We start from the raw sequence: 16,157 nt of genomic DNA, 5'->3' as shown, positions 1-16,157 counted from the left end.
GTGCGCGGCAATGGCAGAGATCAAATATACGAACTGCGGCATGGAGCAGTATACGAATACCGAACTCATCGTACGTGAGGATATTCTGAACAAAGCGCGGGAACTGGCCGAGCTGATCTCGACATCGAACGAGGTCCAGTTCTACCAGAAGGCGGAGCGGCAGATTTCGAACAACGATTCGATTCAGACGCTGATCAGCGCGATCAAGAAGAAGCAGAAGGAGATCGTGGCCTTCCAATCCTTCGAGAACAAGAAGATGGTCGAGAAGATCGAGAAGGAAGTCGACGAGCTGCAGGATCAGCTGGATTCGATTCCAATCGTGAGCGAATTCAAGCAGTCGCAGGAAGATATCAACTATCTTCTTCAGCTCGTCATGTCGGTAATCCGGGATTCGATCTCGGAGAAGATCAACGTGGAAGAGGGCAAGGCGGAAGCCTCCTCAAGCTGCAGCGAGTAATTGTACGGCGATAAGGACCGGTGGGCTGTCTCTGACTAGGGGCGGCTGCCGGTCCTTTTTGCTGCACCCGGATAGGAAGGGAAGGGAAGGGAAGGGGAGGCAGGGGCATAAAACAGGCAGAAACCGGCAATCCTTCCTAAGGAGAACGGCCTTCGGGCCTCAAGGGAGGAATCGAGCGTGGACAACCTCGTCAAATTCACGGTAAACCCGGAGAACCGGGATGAACTGATCGCGCTGGTGGATGAAATCAATGCCCATGCGGCGTTATCGGAGGAAGAGAAGTCCCGGTTGATGGCGGAGGTAGCGAACCTGCGGGAGCATTCCCGGGAAGCGTTCTTTTAACTTCTAAGGAATTCTTTTCACTTCTAGGGGCTTCTTGCGACAGCATAAGGGCTCAGGCCTCTACCCGTGCCTATTCCCGCTCCGGTGTGCTACAATGGACTGAAAGCAAGCTTGGAAGCGGGAAGGGGGAGACGGGATGACGGGAACGGAGAAGGATGTGCTGACCCGGTTCGGCGTATCGATGCCTGATGAGCTCGTCAAACAGTTCGACCAGTACATTACGGAGCAGGGCTACACGAACCGGTCCGAAGCGATCCGGGATCTTGTGCGGCGGGTGCTGCTCGAGCCCAGTGCCCTGCAGGGCGCGCAGACGGTGGCGGGGACGATCGTGATGGTGTACGACCACCATATGACCGATCTGCCGCTGTATCTCATGGAGCTGCAGCACGATTACCATCATGACATCATATCGACGATGCACGTGCATCTCAATCACGATCAGTGCATGGAGGTCATCGTAGTCCGCGGCGTGCTGTCCCGGCTGCGGGAGCTGCATCAGCGCATTCAGGTGCAAAAGGGCGTGCTGTATGCGGAGCTGTCCGTGACGTATGCGGATGCCGGTGGCGGCGGTCATCCTTCCGAGGCGCATGGGCATACGCATGCCCGCGGGTCGTCCTCAGGGCAGCGGTTCTAAATCGTACGGTGCAGCCGGCCGGATCCTCTCGGTAAACAGGGGAGCCGCAAAGTAAGGCATACCGGCTGGGTCCGGCATACAAAAGAATAAGCGTAAAAGTGCCGGCCGGCGGGCCGGTTCTTTTTTTTGCCCAATGCCGGGGAGTCATGAGGTGCGGTGCCCGTCCATATATTGTATCAGTTAGGGGATGAAGCGGAGGGATGGAAAGTGAGCTCGACCACACCGTCACTGGCTTCGGCACAGCTGACGATCGATATTACGGGGATGACCTGCGCGGCCTGTGCCGCACGGATTGAACGGGCGGTAGGCAAGCTGGAGGGCGTGGAGCAGGTCCACGTCAATCTGGCGCTGAACCGGGCCTCGGTGACCATGGACCCTGTGCGTACGGACGGAGGGACGGTCATTGCCCGGATCGAGCGTCTCGGGTTCGGGGCCGTTCCCAAGCGGGAGGGCGCGCGGGAAAGATCGGCCCGGGAGGAAGTGCATGCCAGCCGCCGGGCGTTCCTGGCGGGGCGGGGCCCTGCTGCCCTTCCTCTGGGCGATGGCCCCCCATCATGCCTGGACCGCTGCGCTGTGGGTGCCGCCGCTGCTGCTGAACCCGTGGTTCCAGCTAGCCCTGGCTACACCGGTGCAGTTCGTGCTCGGCGGGCCGTTCTACATCCGGGCCTGGAAGGCGCTTCGGGCCGGCGGGGCTTCGATGGACGTGCTGATCGTGCTCGGCAGCTCGGCGGCGTATCTGTACAGCCACTACCGGCTGTTCCACACAGGCGGCATGCCGGTGGCGCATGGCGGGGGAGAGCACGGCTATTATTTCTTCGACACGAGCGTGATGATTCTTACCATCGTCTGGCTCGGCAAATGGCTGGAGGCGGCGGCCAAGCGGCGGACGGCGGACAGCATCGCGCTGCTGCGGCAGCTGCAGCCGGCGGAAGTGACGGTACTGGCGGAAGGCCGCCAGATCAGCCGGCGGGTGGGAGAGATTGCGGCCGGGGAAACGATCCTGATCCGGCCGGGAGAGAAGGTGCCGCTCGACGGGACGGTGCTCGAGGGACGCTCGGAGGTCGACGAATCGGCGGTGACCGGGGAGAGCATCCCGATGGAGAAAGGGGCGGGCGCCCCCGTCATGGCCGGCACGCTGAATGGCAGCGGGGCGCTGACTGTGCAGGTGACGGCACCGGAGAGCTCCTCCACTGTAGCCCGGATGGTCCGCATGGTGGAAGCGGCCCAGGAGAGCCGGGCGCCGATCCAGCGGCTGGCGGACCGGGTGTCCGGCGTCTTCGTCCCGCTGATCGTGCTGACGGCCCTGCTCACCTTCGGCTGGTGGTACTTCCAGGGGGAGACGGGGAATGCGGCGGGCGCCCTCGAGAAGGCGATCGCCGTCCTGCTCATCGCCTGTCCCTGTGCGCTTGGGCTGGCTACGCCCGTATCCGTGCTCGTAGGCTCCGGACGGGCGGCCCAGAAGGGCGTCCTCTTCAAGGAAGGTCGGACGCTGGAGGAGCTGCAGGGGACGGGGGTGCTGCTCCTGGACAAAACCGGCACGCTCACTGCCGGAAAGCCGCGGCTCAGCGGGCTGTATCCCGCACCGGGGATGACACAGTCCTCGCTGCTGCGTCTTATGGCTGCCGCCGGGCAGGCGTCGGAGCACCCGCTCTCCCGAGCGGTCGTGCGGGAAGCGCAGCGGCGAAGCCTGGCGCTGCCGAAGGCGGCGGCTTTTGAAGCGGTGCCGGGCTGCGGCGTACGCGCCGAGGTGGACGGCTGCACTGTCCTCCTCGGCAGCCGGCGCTGGCTGGAGAGCCTGGGCGTCCCGCTGCCGCACGGCGACGCGCAGGAGCAGCAGTGGCTCGGCGAAGGCCGCCAGCTGCTCTACGCCGCCTCCGCGGGGCGCTGGCTGGGCCTGGCGGCCCTGAGCGACCCGCTGCGGCCGGGGGCCCGATCCGCCGTGCGTCAGCTGGAGGCCGCCGGCGTGAAGGTGATCCTCGTGACCGGCGACCACGAGGAAGCCGCCCGAAGAACGGCAGGTCAGGCGGGGATCTCCCGCTGGTATGCCGGCATGCGCCCGGAGCAGAAGCTGGAGCTTGTGCGGCGGCTGCAGCGGGAAGGGCGCCGGGTCGCGGTGGCGGGCGACGGGATCAACGACGCGCCGGCCCTGGCCGCGGCGGACACGGGCCTTGCCGTAGGCGGGGGGACCGATGCCGCGCTGGCGGCGGCAGGCGTGCACCTGCACCGGGGCGACTTGGGCGGGGTCGCCGAAGCGTACCGGATGAGCCGCAGGACGATGCGGGTCATCTACCAGAACCTGCTGCTGTCGCTCGGCTACAACGTGCTGGCGATCCCGCTTGCCGTGAGCGGGCAGCTGGCCCCGTGGATGGCCTGTACCGCGATGGCGCTGAGCTCGGTGACGGTGGTCTGCAACGCGCTCAGGCTCCAGCGGGCATAAGGGGGGAGTTCACCTATGGAACTGACAGACATAGGAGCGGATCTTGTTCTTGCGCTGCTCGGCGGCCTGTTCGGCGCCCCGCACTGCCTCGCCATGTGCGGGGGGACGGCCGCCGGGGTAGCGCTCGAAGCCCGCAGCCGGCCGCTGCGGGCTCTGCTCTGCTATAACGCGGGACGCATCCTGACGTATTCCGCGCTCGGCGCCTTCATGGGCGCCTTGGGGTCGTTCGTCGACGGGGCCGGCCGTACGGCCCGGCTGCAGGGAACGGCTGCCCTGCTCGGCGGCGTCCTGATTCTGCTGTGGGCGCTGCGCGGCACGCGGCTGCGGGTACCGCTGCCCGGAGCCGTGCAGCGGCTGTGGAGCTCGGCGGAGCGTCTCGGGCGCCGCTGGAAGGGCCGGGGGACCCCCGCAGCCGCACTGCTGGCCGGGCTGCTGCTCGGCTTCCTGCCGTGCGGTCTGACCTACGCAATGCAGATGAACGCCGCCGCCGGAAGCTCTTCGTTCCGCGGGGCGCTGCTCCTGGCCGCCTTCGGGCTCGGCACGCTGCCGGCGCTGCTGCTCGCCGGCTTGTCCGCCCGCCGTCTGGGCCGGGCGCTGCGCAGCCGGGCAAGGTCCGCCGGGCGGGCGCTGGCGGTCACGATCGGCGTGCTCTGCATGCTGCGCGGCCTTGCCGCCGGGGGATGGATTCCGTCCATCCATCCCTGGCTGTGGTAAGGCTCCTGCGCCCAGCCCAGCCCGGCGGGGACGCGGCAGCTCACTCAGCCTCAGCGCTCGGCAGAGAAAGGGAAGCTCACCTGCAGCGACTCTCCCCCGGGCAGGCGGACGGTCACCCCTGCCGTCTGCCGGCCGGGCATCAGCGGGATCCCGCTGCCTGTGTAGCGGCCCGGTTCCGTCTCTTGGAGCTCGCTGCTGCTCGTGCCGCAGAACATCCCGGGCATCGTGATGTCGACCTGAACCGCAGCGCCTGAGACAGGGGCGCCGGCAGCGTTCCTCACCGACACGGCCAGCGGGTTCTCCTGAAGCACCTGTGCCGGGACTCCGGGCAGGGCCACCTCCACTTTGTATTCCCCCGCGGCGAACTCCCTGTACGGCGGATCGGCCTCTTCCGCTGCACCGCCCGGCCAAGCGCCGCCCGCTGCCCAGAGCAGGGCGGCGGCCGCCGCACCGGCGGTCAGAAGGCCTCCTTTGAGCCAGTTCCTCATTGGTGCTCCCCCTCCCCTTCAACGATTCTACACACCCCGCAGCGGCCGAACAGCAGCGGCAGGGAATTCTCTAATAAGTACCCGCTGCTTCCCGCCTTTATGCATTTCATGAATTTGTCATGGATGGGGGAAGGGCAAGGTGTCATTTTGGGCGGAAATATGGTAATTTGGAAGGGTCAGATTCAGAAAGGGGCAATACGTAAGCTATGGCAACCATCAAGCTGCTGCTCAGCCTCCTGGTCATGGGGGCATTCTTCAGTGCGGCCTTCGTGCTGTTCTTCCAAAAGAGAAAACCGATCGCCTGGACCTGTATCGTACTCGGGTTCGCAAGCGCATTCCTGTTCTACTACGCGATCTACACCGGCTGGCTTCCGCTGCCGGAGACGCAGTGATGGTGCCGGGCGGCAGGAGCCGCAAAGACATCCGGCCGGGCCTGGAAGTGGCCGTGGTGCTCAAGCAGGACCAGCGGACCGGCAGGTTGACCCGGGGGATCGTCAAGGACATTCTTACGAACTCGCCGACACACCCACACGGCATCAAAGTGCGCCTGACCGACGGACAAGTCGGCCGCGTACAGGAAATCGCCAAACCGGAAGAGCTGTAGCTCCCGGTTTTTTTGTTATGCGGACCGAAAAGCGGGAGCGCTGCATCCACCTGGAACGGAACCCGGCCGTCAGGTTCCGTCTTCGCAGGCCGGCCGGCGGGGGGACGTGATTGCTTATGAAACCGACAGCCGGCTGCCGGGCAGACATGAGCGGGTACGGACCGGCGTATATATAGGGCAAAAGGAGAGGAGGCGCGAGATGAACCCGCAATCCCTGCACGCGAACCGGACTGTGGAGCCCGAGGGGCCCGCCCATGCGCATGAGTTCCGGATCCGCACCGCGCCGGCCCTTGGACATACCCACCATATGCTGCTGTACACGTATGCCGTCAACGGAACCGGAGAAGACGGGCATATCCATATGTTTCAGGGGCATACCCTGATGGCGGACGGAAGCCATTTTCACCGGGTGACGGGCCAAACCGGGCCAGCGATCCCGCTGCCGGGCGGGAAGCATTATCACGAAGCGTCGGGGGAGCTGGACGACGAACCGTTCCAGCCCAAGGGTGGATATTACACGACGATGCTCTCGGTGCCCCGGCATGTGCACGGCTATGCGGGACGGAGCGGGCCGCCGATCGGCACGGAGCCGCCGGGATGGTAGGACATCCGGCGGGCCGGAAGAGAGAGAAGGGAAGCTTGGACCGGAGGTCCAGGCTTTTTTGCACTTCAAGGCCTGCGGCGGTTCACCGGAGGCTAATCCGGTGTATTCCCATGGAGATGGGGGAGTATAGTCCACATTGGATGAAACTAGGAGGATGACACGATTCATCAGAGGATCTTATGGATGGATTCAGCGATTCTGATGAGCTTATCCCCGTTTCTATGCGTTTGATTATTCCAAAATGATAAAAAGAAGAGTATAATGAGGGTATAAGAAACATTCGGGTTACAAATGTAGTAATGCCGGTCTTTAGTAAAGGAGGGATTGCGGTGGGCACACTTCTCGTGAAGATGTTCTGGTCGTTCGTCCGCATCTCCCCGATGACGTTCGGCGGCGGATATGCCATGATTCCGCTGCTCGAGCGCGAATTCGTGGAGAAGAGGCAGTGGATCACCCGGGAGGAAATGAGCAGCGGCCTTGCCGTGGCCGGGTCGGCCCCCGGGGGAATCGGAGTGAACGCGGCGGCCTTCATCGGGTACCGGATGAAAGGTGTTCCGGGGGCGGCAGCGGCGATCCTGGGCATTACGCTGCCGACCTTCCTCATTGTTCTGGTCCTCGGGCTGGCCTTCGCCCAAGTGCAGCATCACCCGAAAGCGGCTGCGGCGCTGGCCGGCATTCAGGCCGGTGTGGCGGCGCTCATCCTGGTGTCGGCGTACAATATGGGCCGCTCTTCGCTGGTGGACCGGGGCACAATGATTACGGCAGCCGCCGCTCTGGTGCTCCTGCTGCTCGGCGTGCATCCGATCGGGCTGATCGCCGCGGGCCTTCTGCTCGGGCATGCCGCCGTCCTCTTCCGCGTGAAGCGGGAAGGCGGGCGGCTGCTCCGCCAGGAGCCGGCTGCGGCAGCTGCGGCGCCTTCTTATAAGTATGCCGACTATTATATAGCCGACGGCATTTAAGTTCAGCAGCTCTGGGTAAGGCTGCTTTGTGGAATAAGAACATCATCCGGAATCCGGTTTCATCGGACATGAAGGAAGAAAGGAGGCGGAGGCATGCTCTGGACATTGTTTGCCGTATTTTTGAAAATCGGCTTATTCTCCTTCGGCGGCGGGTATGCGATGATCCCGCTGATCCGGCACGAAGTGCTGGCGCAAGGGTGGGTCTCGGACACCCGGTTCACGGAGCTGACGGCGCTGGCCGGCATGGCGCCCGGACCGGTCGCAACGAACAGCGCTTCGCTGATCGGCTACGAGGCCGCAGGAGCGCTCGGGGCTTTGGCGGCGACGACGGGCATGATTCTGCCTTCGCTGACGCTGATCATTCTGCTGAGTGCCTTCCTCTTCCGCGGGGAGAAGTCGGAGTGGGTGAAGAATACATTTTACGGGCTGAAGCCGGTCATCACGGGCATGATCTTCTATGCGGCCCTGCATTTTCTCCTTCCGCAGGAGGGGATGCCGTGGTTGACCTGGCATACGGCGGGCCTCTTCGTCATCATGGGCGTATCGCTCTATACGATGGTGCGATACAAGCTGCATCCGCTGGCGGTACTGGCCCTGTCGGGGCTGCTCGGCATTGCCTTTTTTCAATAAAGGTTCCAGCGGGTTGGGGAGTCCCTGAGGGGCTCCTTTTGACGTTGGGGGGGAAGTGGCGGGCTTCAGCAGCAGCGGCACGGACGAGGGACCAGCGGGCTGTACGCGACCTGCTGCTCTGTGAGAGTGGTTTCCAGCAGGAAAGTGCAGCAGAGCCGCCGTTTATCTCTGCGCCCGGGCTGTGTTACAATGAGGTTTATTTGGGGACTTCTTTCAGATCAAGGGATTATGGAGTGATACCTACATGGCTAATCTGCCTATAGATTCAGTGCTGGACGAGCTGCACGGGGCGCTGGCGTCCCATTCCGGCGTCGTTCTGATCGCCGCGCCCGGAGCGGGTAAGACGACCCGGGTGCCGCTGTCCCTGCTGGACGCCCCGTGGCTGGACGGACGCAAGATCGTCATGCTCGAGCCCCGGCGCCTCGCCGCCCGTTCGGCCGCCCGGTTCATGGCCCGGTCGCTCGGCGAATCCGTCGGCGCCACGGTCGGCTACCGGGTGCGGCTCGACACGCAGGTGGGCCCCAAGACGCGCATCGAGGTCGTTACGGAAGGTGTCCTGACGCGGATGCTGCAGAGCGACCCGGCGCTCGAGGACGTCGGCCTGCTGATCTTCGACGAGTTCCACGAGCGGAACCTGCAGGCGGATCTCGGCCTGGCGCTCAGCCTGGAGACGCAAAGCGTGCTTCGCGAGGACCTGCGCCTGCTCGTCATGTCGGCGACCCTGGAAGCCGAACCGGTGGCGCAGCTGCTCGGCGGGGCGCCGGTCGTGACGAGCGAGGGGCGCAGCTTCCCGGTTGAGACGCGCTATCTGGCCCGTCCGGCGGACGGGCGCATCGAGCCGGCGGCGGCCCGCGTGATCGTACAGGCGCTCGCGGAGCAGGAAGGCGATCTGCTCGTCTTCCTGCCCGGCGCCGGGGAGATCCGCCGGACGGCCGGGCTGCTTGCGGAGCGCGGTCTCGGCCCCGGCGTCAAGGTGGCGCCGCTCTACGGGATGCTGCCGCAGGAGGCGCAGGATGCGGCGCTGGCGCCCTGCGCGCCGGGCACACGCAAGGTCGTGCTCGCCACGTCGATCGCCGAGTCGAGCCTCACGGTCGAGGGCGTCCGCGTCGTGATCGACAGCGGGCTGATGCGCGTGCCCCCGCTTCTCCCCGCGGACCGGCATGAGCCGCCTCGAGACCGTGAGCGTCTCGGCCGCCTCCGCCGACCAGCGGCGGGGCCGCGCCGGCCGGCTGGCACCCGGCGTCTGCTACCGGCTCTGGTCGGAGGCCGACCACCGCCAGCTGCCGCCCCAGCGCGTGCCCGAGATCCGCGAGGCGGATCTCGCCCCGCTGGCGCTGGAGCTGGCTGCCTGGGGCGCGGGCGGCCCGGACGCGCTGCCGTGGCTCGATCCGCCGCCGGCCGGCGCCTATGCGCAGGCGGCCGGGCTGCTGCAGCTGCTCGAGGCGCTCGACGGGCGCGGCGCCGTCACGGTCCACGGCCGCGCGATGGCGGCTCTCGGGCTGCACCCGCGCCTGGCGCACATGCTGCTGCGCGCCAAAGAGCTCGGCCTCGGCGGCCTTGCGTGCGATCTCGCCGCCCTGCTCGGCGAGCGGGACGTGCTCGGCGCGGCCGACGACGCCGATCTTCGCTCGCGCGTCGAGCTGCTCCGCTCGGGCGGCCGCCAGGGCCGCGGGGCCGATGATGCGGCCCTGCAGCGGATTGCCGCGGAGGCGAAGGTGTGGCGCCGCGAGCTCGGCCTGCGGGCCGGCGAAGGCGAGGGCAGCCCGGCATCGAGCGGGGTCTGCCTGGCGCTCGCCTATCCGGAGCGGATCGGCCAGAACCGCGGCGGGGGCCGCTATCTGCTCAGCAGCGGCCGAGGCGCCGTGCTGCCCCGCCAGCAGCTGCTCTGGAACGCTGCGTATATCGTAGCGGCGGAGCTGGACGACCAGGGGGCGGAGAGCCGCATCCGGCTGGCCGCCCCCCTGGAGGAAGAAGAACTGCGCCGCGGGGCCGCCGGGGCGATCCGCACGGAGGAGAGCATCGCGTGGGACCGGGGCGCCGGTGCGGTCCGCGGCCGCAGGCGGGAGCTGCTCGGCGCGCTGCTCCTGAAGGAGACGGTGCTCGCGGAGCTGAACCCGGAACGCCAGCTGCAGGCGCTGCTCGAAGGCATCCGGCTCGAGGGCCTGGGGCTGCTGCCCTGGTCGAAGGCCGCCCGGCAGCTCCGCGAGCGCATCGGCTTCCTGCACCGGCACCGCGGGGACTTCCCGAATGTGTCCGACGAGGCGCTGCTCGGCAGCCTGGAGGAGTGGCTCGCCCCGCACCTCTACGGCATGAAGAGCCGGGGGGACCTGCAGCGCGTGCCGCTGTTCGAGGCGCTGGAGTCGCTGCTCCCCTGGCCGCAGCGGCAGCAGCTCGGCGAGTTCGTGCCGACGCACGTCACGGTGCCGAGCGGCTCCCGGATCCCGGTCGACTACAGCAACCCGGACGCTCCGGCGCTGGCCGTGCGGCTGCAGGAGCTGTTCGGCCTGCGGGAGACGCCGCGGATCGCCGGCGGGAAGGTGGGCCTTGTGCTGCACCTGCTCTCGCCGGCGCAGCGCCCCGTGCAGGTGACGAAGGATCTCGCCAGCTTCTGGCGGGAGGGGTACTTTGAGGTGAAGAAGGACCTCAAGGGCCGCTATCCGAAGCACTACTGGCCGGACGATCCGCTGGAGGCGGTGCCGACCAGCCGGGTACGCCCCCGGACGTAAAGAGAGACGGCCGCTTTGAAGCGCAGGAAACTGCCGCCCGTTCCCGGACAGACGAACAAACCCTCCTTACCGCGCAGGCGGCAGGGAGGGTTTTTGGGTGTTCCATCTATCCCGGTGTTTCCGTCGCTTACCAGCGGAACGTACCGAAGTACATCCCGGCCGGCCGCATGAGCCGCCAGCCCAGGTAGAGCAGAGCCAGCGAGAGCAGCATGCCGAGCAGCAGGTTCAGCTTGAAGAGCATCAGCGCCGCGGCGGCGACCATGGCCGCACCGCTGCAGATCCGCTTGAGGAGCGTATCGGCTCCGCGCCACAGCATGTAGCCGAACCCGAGCAGCACCGAGGCGAACAGGTACGTGAAGAACCCGGCGAGCCCGCCCCAGAAGAACATGCCCCAGATGCCGAGTCCGATCAGGACGGCGCCCGCGACCCGCTTCCAGTCCCATTTCCGATTCGATTTGTAATTCCATTTTTGATCCCATTTCACTGGCTTTCACCGGTCCCCCGCGTTAAACTTGTGGAGCTATGTCCTTATTGTAGCGCATCCGGCTCCCGGTGCAAACCGTCCTTAGGCGGTACGGAAACTGGACCAAGGTCGGGGTCTTTCCGGAGGGCGCCCGATTTCTATGAAAATGCTTGCAACCGCTTCCGGGAATCGCCGTTCTGTAGTATAATGACTTCACCCCGATTACATAATGACAAGAAAGAACGGAGGTATGCCTTTGAGAGTACATGATGTGACGGTACCTGAAGATCTTCAGCCCGACCATTTGCAGCGGATCGCCCAGCAGGCGAGCCAATTCCGCTCTGATATAAAGATCAAGTTCGAGAACGAGCGGATTCAGCTCGATGCGAAGAGCCTGCTCGGCATGATGATGCTGCCCCTGCGCAGGGGGACCCGGGTCACGGTGCTGGCCCAGGGCAACGATGAAGAAGAAGCGCTGGAGCGGATCGCCTCGCTGCTTGAACGGCAGGAATGGAGATCCTGATACGGATGCACCCCTTGGGCCATGACCCAGGGGGTGTTTTTGCATGCCTGCCGCGGGAGGGGAATTGTTTCCACGGCGGCCGTCTCCCTTTTTCCTGCGCAATCCATTCCTGAGGACGCGGGGAGCGATATAACGAATGACGACTTTTGACATAATACGACTTATGATATATTGTGAAAATAAAGCGTGTACATCGGGTTTCGGCTAACCTATGATCCTTAAGGATGGGAGCAATAACCTATGAAACTGAACAATACGAGCCAAAAGCCCCTGTACTCCCAATTGAAGCAGATCCTCAAGGAGGCGATCCTGCGGGGCACTTACAAGGCCGGGCAGCAGCTGCCGCCGGAATCGGAGCTCTGCGAGACCTACGGGGTGAGCCGGATCACCGCCCGCCGGGCGATCAGCGATCTGGTGGAGGAGGGCATTCTGCACCGCCAGCAGGGCAAAGGCACGTTCGTCAAGGAAACGAAAGTCAAGAGGGAGCTGATCTCGGTCGGCGGGTTCTCCGAGCTGACGATGGCTTCGGGCAAGACGCCGAGCTCGCAGATTCTCTCGAACACGGTCATGGCTGCGGACGAGACGCTGGCGGCCGAATTCGGCATCCCGGCCGGAGACCCGGTTCTGAAGCTTCACCGGCTTCTGTTTATCGACAACGAGCCCTTCATCATCGAAACCTCGCACTATCCCCTGAGACATCTGCCCGACCTCGAGAAGCACATCGGGGAATCCGCTTCGACCTACAGTATCCTGAAGAGCAGGTACGGGGCCGAAATGAGCCGGTCCGTGAAGTCGCTCGAAGTCGTGTTCGCCTCCGAATATGAAGCGGAGCTGTTCCGCTGTGACCGGGGCGCTCCGCTGTTTGTCATCGAGAAGAAGAGCAGCGACAAGTCCGGCCGGGTGCTGCACCTGTCGCATTCCCTTTTCATGACGAGCAAGGTGATTTTTACGCTCGATACGGACAAAGCGGACAAGGGTGATTTTCAGGCTTACGGCGAATGGTAAAGGAGCCGCACGCATCAGGAGGGTCAGCGATCCTTCCCCGGCAGCGTGCGGTTCTTTTTTTGACATATGGGAGTATAACTCGCTTTAGCTCGTTTCCGTCATCCGATAGGTTCAACGTGCGTTGTCCTTAACGGAAGGCAGGCCAGTGATCTTGTGAAGCGGGATTGACGCCCCTCCCTCAGCAATGATATATATTATTATATTATGATATATAACAATTGTGGGTTCCGGCAGGATGGACCTCGGGCGGAACTCGCAGGAAACGGGGGCGAGGCAGTGAAGCTGATCGGGATTGGGGATAATGTGATCGATTATTATCAGGACCAGGGCTTGATGTATCCGGGGGGCAACGCCCTGAATGTCGCTGTGGCAAGCAGGCGGAGCGGCGCCTTGGCGGCGGCTTATCTAGGCATCGTAGGCAGCGACGCGGCGTCGGATCATATCCTGGCTTGCCTGCAGCGGGAGAGGATCGGTACCGAGCGGATCCGGCGCGTCTGCGGCCCGAGCGGGGAAGCCAGGGTGTCGCTGAATGAGGACGGGGACCGGGTGTTCCTGGGTACGAACCGGGAGGTGAGGGTACAGTCGCTGCTGGCCCTCCGGCTGACTCCGCAGGATCTCGGCTATATCGACGGCTTCGATGTGGTGCATGCCAGTGTGAACAGCGAGATCGAGCATGAGCTGCCGCGTCTGGCCGGCCGGGTAATCTCCTATGATTTCTCGACACCGGTCAAATACACGCAGGAGGATCTGGAACGGATCTGTCCTTATCTGACCTATGCCTTCTTCTCGGGCAGCGGGCTGTCGGGGGAAGAAACGGACCGGCTGATTGACAAGGTGCACCGGCTGGGAACCGCCGTGGTAGGGGTGACCCGGGGAGGCGAGCCGGCCCTCTTCTCGGAACGCGGAACACGGTTTGAGCAAAGGCCGGCCGCCGCACAGGTGGTCGATACGATGGGGGCGGGCGACTCCTTCATCGGAGCGTTTCTCACGGAATACCATCCCGGCAGGGATATGCGCCGGGCTCTCGGCCGTGCGGCGGAAGCGGCCGCCGCCACCTGCGGCCTATACGGCGCTTTCGGTTACGGGATCGCCAAGTAGAATAAGCAATCCCAAGCCGGTTCATGTAACTTACCATTACATGAACCGGCTTTTTCAGTTCTTCAATCTAATTTATGTTAGATTATATGACATTAGAAAACGCTTCCTTTTAAAATTGGTATTGACACCTCGTGACATCGATGATATATATTATACTATAACAACATATAACAATCTAAGGGGGGGTATACAGCATGCGCATCTAGCGTGAGGGCGGCCGGTCAGTACGGGAGGAATGGGAAGGAACGGGAAGTACGGACGAAACTCAAATGAGTAAGGGGGATTCATCCATGAAGAAGAGAATGTGGGGAACATCGGCGCTTCTGATCGGCACGCTGCTGCTGGGAGCCTGCTCCGGCGGAGGATCGGCTCCGGCGGCGGGGGCGCAGGGGAAGGACGGAGGCGGTGAGGAGGTCAAGCTGACGATTCTGCACCGCTGGCCGAATCAGCCGATGAAAGGATACTTCGACGGTGTCATCGAAGAGTTCCGGAAGCTTCATCCGAATGTGGAGATCCAGGTGATCAACATTCTCGGGGAGGACTACAAGCAGAAGATCAATGTGCTTCTCGGCAACAATAATCCCCCGGATCTGTTCTTCACCTGGGTGGGCGAGTACGGGGAGAAATTCATCCGCGAAGGTAAAGCGCTTGATCTCACCTCTTATGCCGCAGCGGATCCCGCTTGGTCCGGCTCCATCAACAAGGCTTACTTCGATTCCTTCTCGAAGGACGGCAAAATCTACGGAGTGCCGTTCTCCATCGACGCCAAGAAATTTTATTACAACAAGGATATCTTCGCGCAGCTGAACCTGCAGCCTCCGAAGACCTGGAGCGAATTCATCTCCGTGCTTGGCAAGCTGAAGGAGGGGGGCTATACCCCGATCGGTCTCGGCAACAAGGCGCCGTGGGTTGCGGGTCATTACCTGACGACGCTCAACCAGCGGATGGTCGCCCCGGAAGTGCTGGCCAAGGATTATCACCGCACCACCGGTGAGTTCACCGATCCGGCCTACATCGGGGCGCTGGAGAAGCTGCAGCAGCTGAGGCCCTACTTCAACGCGGACCCGAACGCCCTCTCGCACGAGGATGAGAAGAACCTGTTCCTGAACGGCAAATCGGCGGTGGCGTACTTTGAGACCAACGAATTCCGGTTCATGAAGGACGTCAAGTTCCAGTGGGGCCTGTTCGACTTCCCGACCATCGAGGAGGGGAAGGGCCGGCAGGATGTGCTGACGGGGGCGCCGGAGGGCTTCATGATCTCCGCTGCCACGAAGCATCCGGAGGAGGCGGTGGAGTTCGTGAAGTTCCTTACCTCGAAGGCGATGGCGGAGAAGTGGGTGAAGGAAACGAATTACCTCAGCGTGGTGAAGGGGGCCGTGAACAGCAGCTCGGCGGTCATCCCGAATATGGTGGAAGCGGCACAGCAGCTTGAGCAAGCGGACACTATGGCGCTGTGGATCGATAACGTGCTCGACGGCCGTGTATTCCAGCCGTACCTCTCGGGCGTGCAGAAGATGCTCAACGGCGAGTCCGATCCCGCCCGCATCATGAAGGATGTGCAGACGGCCGCCAAAGAGGTTCAAGGGGCCGCGAAATGACACACCGCAGGCTGACTCCCTACTTCTATGTCGCCCCCAGTCTGCTGGTCATGATCCTGTTCATCTATTATCCCGTCGTACAGAATCTGCAGTCGAGCCTCTTCGATTGGAGCCCTTTTTCCTCGGACCGAAGGTTCATCGGGCTCGGTAATTATACGAGGCTGCTGCAGGATTCGCTCTTCTACTCGGCGCTGAAGAACAACCTGCTGCATGTCCTGGTCTCGGTGCTGCTGCAGGTCCTGGGAGCCCTCGTGCTGGCCGCCGTGCTGGAAGACCGGCTGCTGCGAGCCGTCGCCCCGCTGCTGCGCACGGTGTACTTCCTGCCGGTGCTCATCTCCGTGTCGATCATCGGTCTCCTGTTCGGGTTCATCTATCATCCGGAGATCGGCCTGCTGAACGGCTTCCTCCGCTCGATCGGACTGGAGGAATGGACGACGGGGTGGCTTGGCAACAGCAAGACCGCCATGCTCGCCGTCATCAGCATCGGGCAGTGGCAGGGGCTCGGGTATACGACCATGCTCTATATCGTCGCGATCCAGAAGATTCCGCAGGAGCTGTACGAGGCCGGACGGATCGACGGCTGCGGCCGCATCCAGAGCTTCTTCCATATCACCCTCCCGCAGGTCAAGGAGATCATGTTCGTCGTGACGGTGTATACGCTGTCCCAGTCGATTCTCGTCTTCAGCGACGTGTTCGTCCTGACCAAGGGCGGACCGGGGGATGCCTCCCAGGTGCTGAGCACCTACCTGTACCGCAAGGCGTTCGTGGATAACGAGATGGGCTATGCCTCCACGGTCGCCAACATGATTCTGATCATCACCTTTATGCTGTATCTCGTGCAGTCGAAGCTGTTCAATACGGGCCGGGAGAGATAA

Annotated in this window: 18 protein-coding genes and 2 pseudogenes; 18 read left to right on the top strand and 2 right to left on the bottom strand. The window is 63.4% G+C overall.

The genetic code is table 11. The annotated features are described in order from the left end of the window. The first annotated feature begins 10 nt into the window (after positions 1-10). The 6 genes and pseudogenes from PM3016_RS24835 to PM3016_RS24820 all read left to right on the top strand — a co-directional run bounded on the left by PM3016_RS24835 (position 11) and on the right by PM3016_RS24820 (position 4,584). Positions 11-457: a YlbF/YmcA family competence regulator gene (locus PM3016_RS24835; RefSeq protein WP_013919403.1), complete on the top strand. Its 447-nt coding sequence runs from the start codon at positions 11-13 to the stop codon at positions 455-457. 177 nt (positions 458-634) lie between these two features. Beyond that, positions 635-799 carry a hypothetical protein gene (locus PM3016_RS38830; protein ID WP_013919402.1) on the top strand — a complete coding sequence of 55 codons (165 nt, stop codon included), beginning with the start codon at positions 635-637 and terminating at the stop codon, positions 797-799. A gap of 136 nt (positions 800-935) precedes the next feature. Further along, positions 936-1,433 carry a nickel-responsive transcriptional regulator NikR gene (nikR, locus tag PM3016_RS24830; RefSeq protein ID WP_013919401.1) on the top strand — a complete coding sequence of 166 codons (498 nt, stop codon included), beginning with the start codon at positions 936-938 and terminating at the stop codon, positions 1,431-1,433. Between the two features lie 264 nt (positions 1,434-1,697). Then, positions 1,698-1,802: pseudogene (locus tag PM3016_RS40230) on the top strand (heavy-metal-associated domain-containing protein); the annotation flags it as partial. Positions 1,803-1,917: 115 nt separating this feature from the next. Further along, entirely contained in the window at positions 1,918-3,870 is a 1,953-nt protein-coding gene (locus PM3016_RS24825) for a copper-translocating P-type ATPase (protein ID WP_014371389.1), read from the top strand. Between the two features lie 15 nt (positions 3,871-3,885). Continuing rightward, entirely contained in the window at positions 3,886-4,584 is a 699-nt protein-coding gene (locus tag PM3016_RS24820) for a sulfite exporter TauE/SafE family protein (RefSeq protein ID WP_014371388.1), read from the top strand. Positions 4,585-4,634: 50 nt separating this feature from the next. Here the strand turns inward: PM3016_RS24820 and PM3016_RS24815 are convergent, their stop codons facing one another. Then, positions 4,635-5,072: a FixH family protein gene (locus PM3016_RS24815; RefSeq protein WP_014371387.1), complete on the bottom strand. Its 438-nt coding sequence runs from the start codon at positions 5,070-5,072 to the stop codon at positions 4,635-4,637. Between the two features lie 206 nt (positions 5,073-5,278). Between PM3016_RS24815 and PM3016_RS24810 the strand changes: the two genes are divergently transcribed. The 7 genes and pseudogenes from PM3016_RS24810 (at position 5,279) to hrpB (ending at position 10,595) form a co-directional block, all read left to right on the top strand. Next, positions 5,279-5,464, top strand: a complete 186-nt coding sequence (locus PM3016_RS24810; protein WP_013919396.1) for a hypothetical protein — start codon at positions 5,279-5,281, stop codon at positions 5,462-5,464. Next, entirely contained in the window at positions 5,464-5,676 is a 213-nt protein-coding gene (locus PM3016_RS24805; RefSeq protein WP_013919395.1) for a YwbE family protein, read from the top strand. Before PM3016_RS24810 ends, PM3016_RS24805 begins: the two co-directional genes overlap by 1 nt. Before the next feature lie 199 nt (positions 5,677-5,875). Continuing rightward, on the top strand, positions 5,876-6,280 hold the full coding sequence (locus tag PM3016_RS24800; RefSeq protein ID WP_013919394.1) for a hypothetical protein: 405 nt from the start codon (positions 5,876-5,878) through the stop codon (positions 6,278-6,280). Positions 6,281-6,609: 329 nt separating this feature from the next. Next, the gene (locus PM3016_RS24795) at positions 6,610-7,239 is read left to right on the top strand and encodes a chromate transporter (RefSeq protein WP_014371386.1); all 630 of its coding nucleotides are present in this window, start codon (positions 6,610-6,612) and stop codon (positions 7,237-7,239) included. A 93-nt stretch (positions 7,240-7,332) separates the two neighbouring features. Beyond that, on the top strand, positions 7,333-7,869 hold the full coding sequence (locus PM3016_RS24790) for a chromate transporter (RefSeq protein ID WP_014371385.1): 537 nt from the start codon (positions 7,333-7,335) through the stop codon (positions 7,867-7,869). 244 nt (positions 7,870-8,113) lie between these two features. Continuing rightward, positions 8,114-9,007: pseudogene (locus PM3016_RS41610) on the top strand (DEAD/DEAH box helicase); the annotation flags it as partial. A 22-nt stretch (positions 9,008-9,029) separates the two neighbouring features. Continuing rightward, positions 9,030-10,595, top strand: coding sequence for an ATP-dependent helicase HrpB (gene hrpB / locus PM3016_RS41605; RefSeq protein ID WP_476638824.1), 1,566 nt, complete (start codon positions 9,030-9,032; stop codon positions 10,593-10,595). Between the two features lie 127 nt (positions 10,596-10,722). On the opposite strand, the gene PM3016_RS24780 is transcribed toward hrpB, so the two are convergent. Continuing rightward, positions 10,723-11,079: a hypothetical protein gene (locus tag PM3016_RS24780; RefSeq protein ID WP_013919390.1), complete on the bottom strand. Its 357-nt coding sequence runs from the start codon at positions 11,077-11,079 to the stop codon at positions 10,723-10,725. 229 nt (positions 11,080-11,308) lie between these two features. On the opposite strand from PM3016_RS24780, the gene PM3016_RS24775 reads away from it, so the two are divergent. From PM3016_RS24775 to PM3016_RS24755, 5 genes are all read left to right on the top strand, one after another. Continuing rightward, complete coding sequence (locus tag PM3016_RS24775; protein ID WP_014652131.1) at positions 11,309-11,581, top strand: HPr family phosphocarrier protein; 273 nt, start codon at positions 11,309-11,311, stop codon at positions 11,579-11,581. 240 nt (positions 11,582-11,821) lie between these two features. Beyond that, positions 11,822-12,586, top strand: coding sequence for a UTRA domain-containing protein (locus PM3016_RS24770; protein WP_014371382.1), 765 nt, complete (start codon positions 11,822-11,824; stop codon positions 12,584-12,586). 276 nt (positions 12,587-12,862) lie between these two features. Then, positions 12,863-13,684 (top strand): PfkB family carbohydrate kinase, encoded by an 822-nt coding sequence (locus PM3016_RS24765; protein ID WP_014371381.1) that lies wholly within the window; start codon positions 12,863-12,865, stop codon positions 13,682-13,684. 290 nt (positions 13,685-13,974) lie between these two features. Then, on the top strand, positions 13,975-15,282 hold the full coding sequence (locus tag PM3016_RS24760) for an ABC transporter substrate-binding protein (RefSeq protein ID WP_014371380.1): 1,308 nt from the start codon (positions 13,975-13,977) through the stop codon (positions 15,280-15,282). Continuing rightward, the gene (locus PM3016_RS24755) at positions 15,279-16,157 is read left to right on the top strand and encodes a carbohydrate ABC transporter permease (RefSeq protein ID WP_013919385.1); all 879 of its coding nucleotides are present in this window, start codon (positions 15,279-15,281) and stop codon (positions 16,155-16,157) included. The genes PM3016_RS24760 and PM3016_RS24755 overlap by 4 nt, the downstream gene beginning before the upstream one ends.

Origin of the sequence: Paenibacillus mucilaginosus 3016, assembly GCF_000250655.1 — a bacterium.
In the GTDB taxonomy this organism is placed as follows: domain Bacteria; phylum Bacillota; class Bacilli; order Paenibacillales; family NBRC-103111; genus Paenibacillus_G; species Paenibacillus_G mucilaginosus.
This window is presented reverse-complemented; position numbering and strand designations above follow the sequence as displayed.

Bases quoted from the DNA above. Each gene is read 5' to 3' on its own strand.
- PM3016_RS24835 (WP_013919403.1), top strand. From the start codon at position 11: ATGGCAGAGATCAAATATACGAACTGCGGCATGGAGCAGTATACGAAT.
- nikR (WP_013919401.1), top strand. From the start codon at position 936: ATGACGGGAACGGAGAAGGATGTGCTGACCCGGTTCGGCGTATCGATG.
- PM3016_RS24825 (WP_014371389.1), top strand. From the start codon at position 1,918: ATGCCAGCCGCCGGGCGTTCCTGGCGGGGCGGGGCCCTGCTGCCCTTC.
- PM3016_RS24820 (WP_014371388.1), top strand. From the start codon at position 3,886: ATGGAACTGACAGACATAGGAGCGGATCTTGTTCTTGCGCTGCTCGGC.
- PM3016_RS24815 (WP_014371387.1), bottom strand. From the start codon at position 5,072: ATGAGGAACTGGCTCAAAGGAGGCCTTCTGACCGCCGGTGCGGCGGCC.
- PM3016_RS24810 (WP_013919396.1), top strand. From the start codon at position 5,279: ATGGCAACCATCAAGCTGCTGCTCAGCCTCCTGGTCATGGGGGCATTC.
- PM3016_RS24805 (WP_013919395.1), top strand. From the start codon at position 5,464: ATGGTGCCGGGCGGCAGGAGCCGCAAAGACATCCGGCCGGGCCTGGAA.
- PM3016_RS24800 (WP_013919394.1), top strand. From the start codon at position 5,876: ATGAACCCGCAATCCCTGCACGCGAACCGGACTGTGGAGCCCGAGGGG.
- PM3016_RS24790 (WP_014371385.1), top strand. From the start codon at position 7,333: ATGCTCTGGACATTGTTTGCCGTATTTTTGAAAATCGGCTTATTCTCC.
- hrpB (WP_476638824.1), top strand. From the start codon at position 9,030: ATGAGCCGCCTCGAGACCGTGAGCGTCTCGGCCGCCTCCGCCGACCAG.
- PM3016_RS24775 (WP_014652131.1), top strand. From the start codon at position 11,309: ATGCCTTTGAGAGTACATGATGTGACGGTACCTGAAGATCTTCAGCCC.
- PM3016_RS24770 (WP_014371382.1), top strand. From the start codon at position 11,822: ATGAAACTGAACAATACGAGCCAAAAGCCCCTGTACTCCCAATTGAAG.
- PM3016_RS24760 (WP_014371380.1), top strand. From the start codon at position 13,975: ATGAAGAAGAGAATGTGGGGAACATCGGCGCTTCTGATCGGCACGCTG.
- PM3016_RS24755 (WP_013919385.1), top strand. From the start codon at position 15,279: ATGACACACCGCAGGCTGACTCCCTACTTCTATGTCGCCCCCAGTCTG.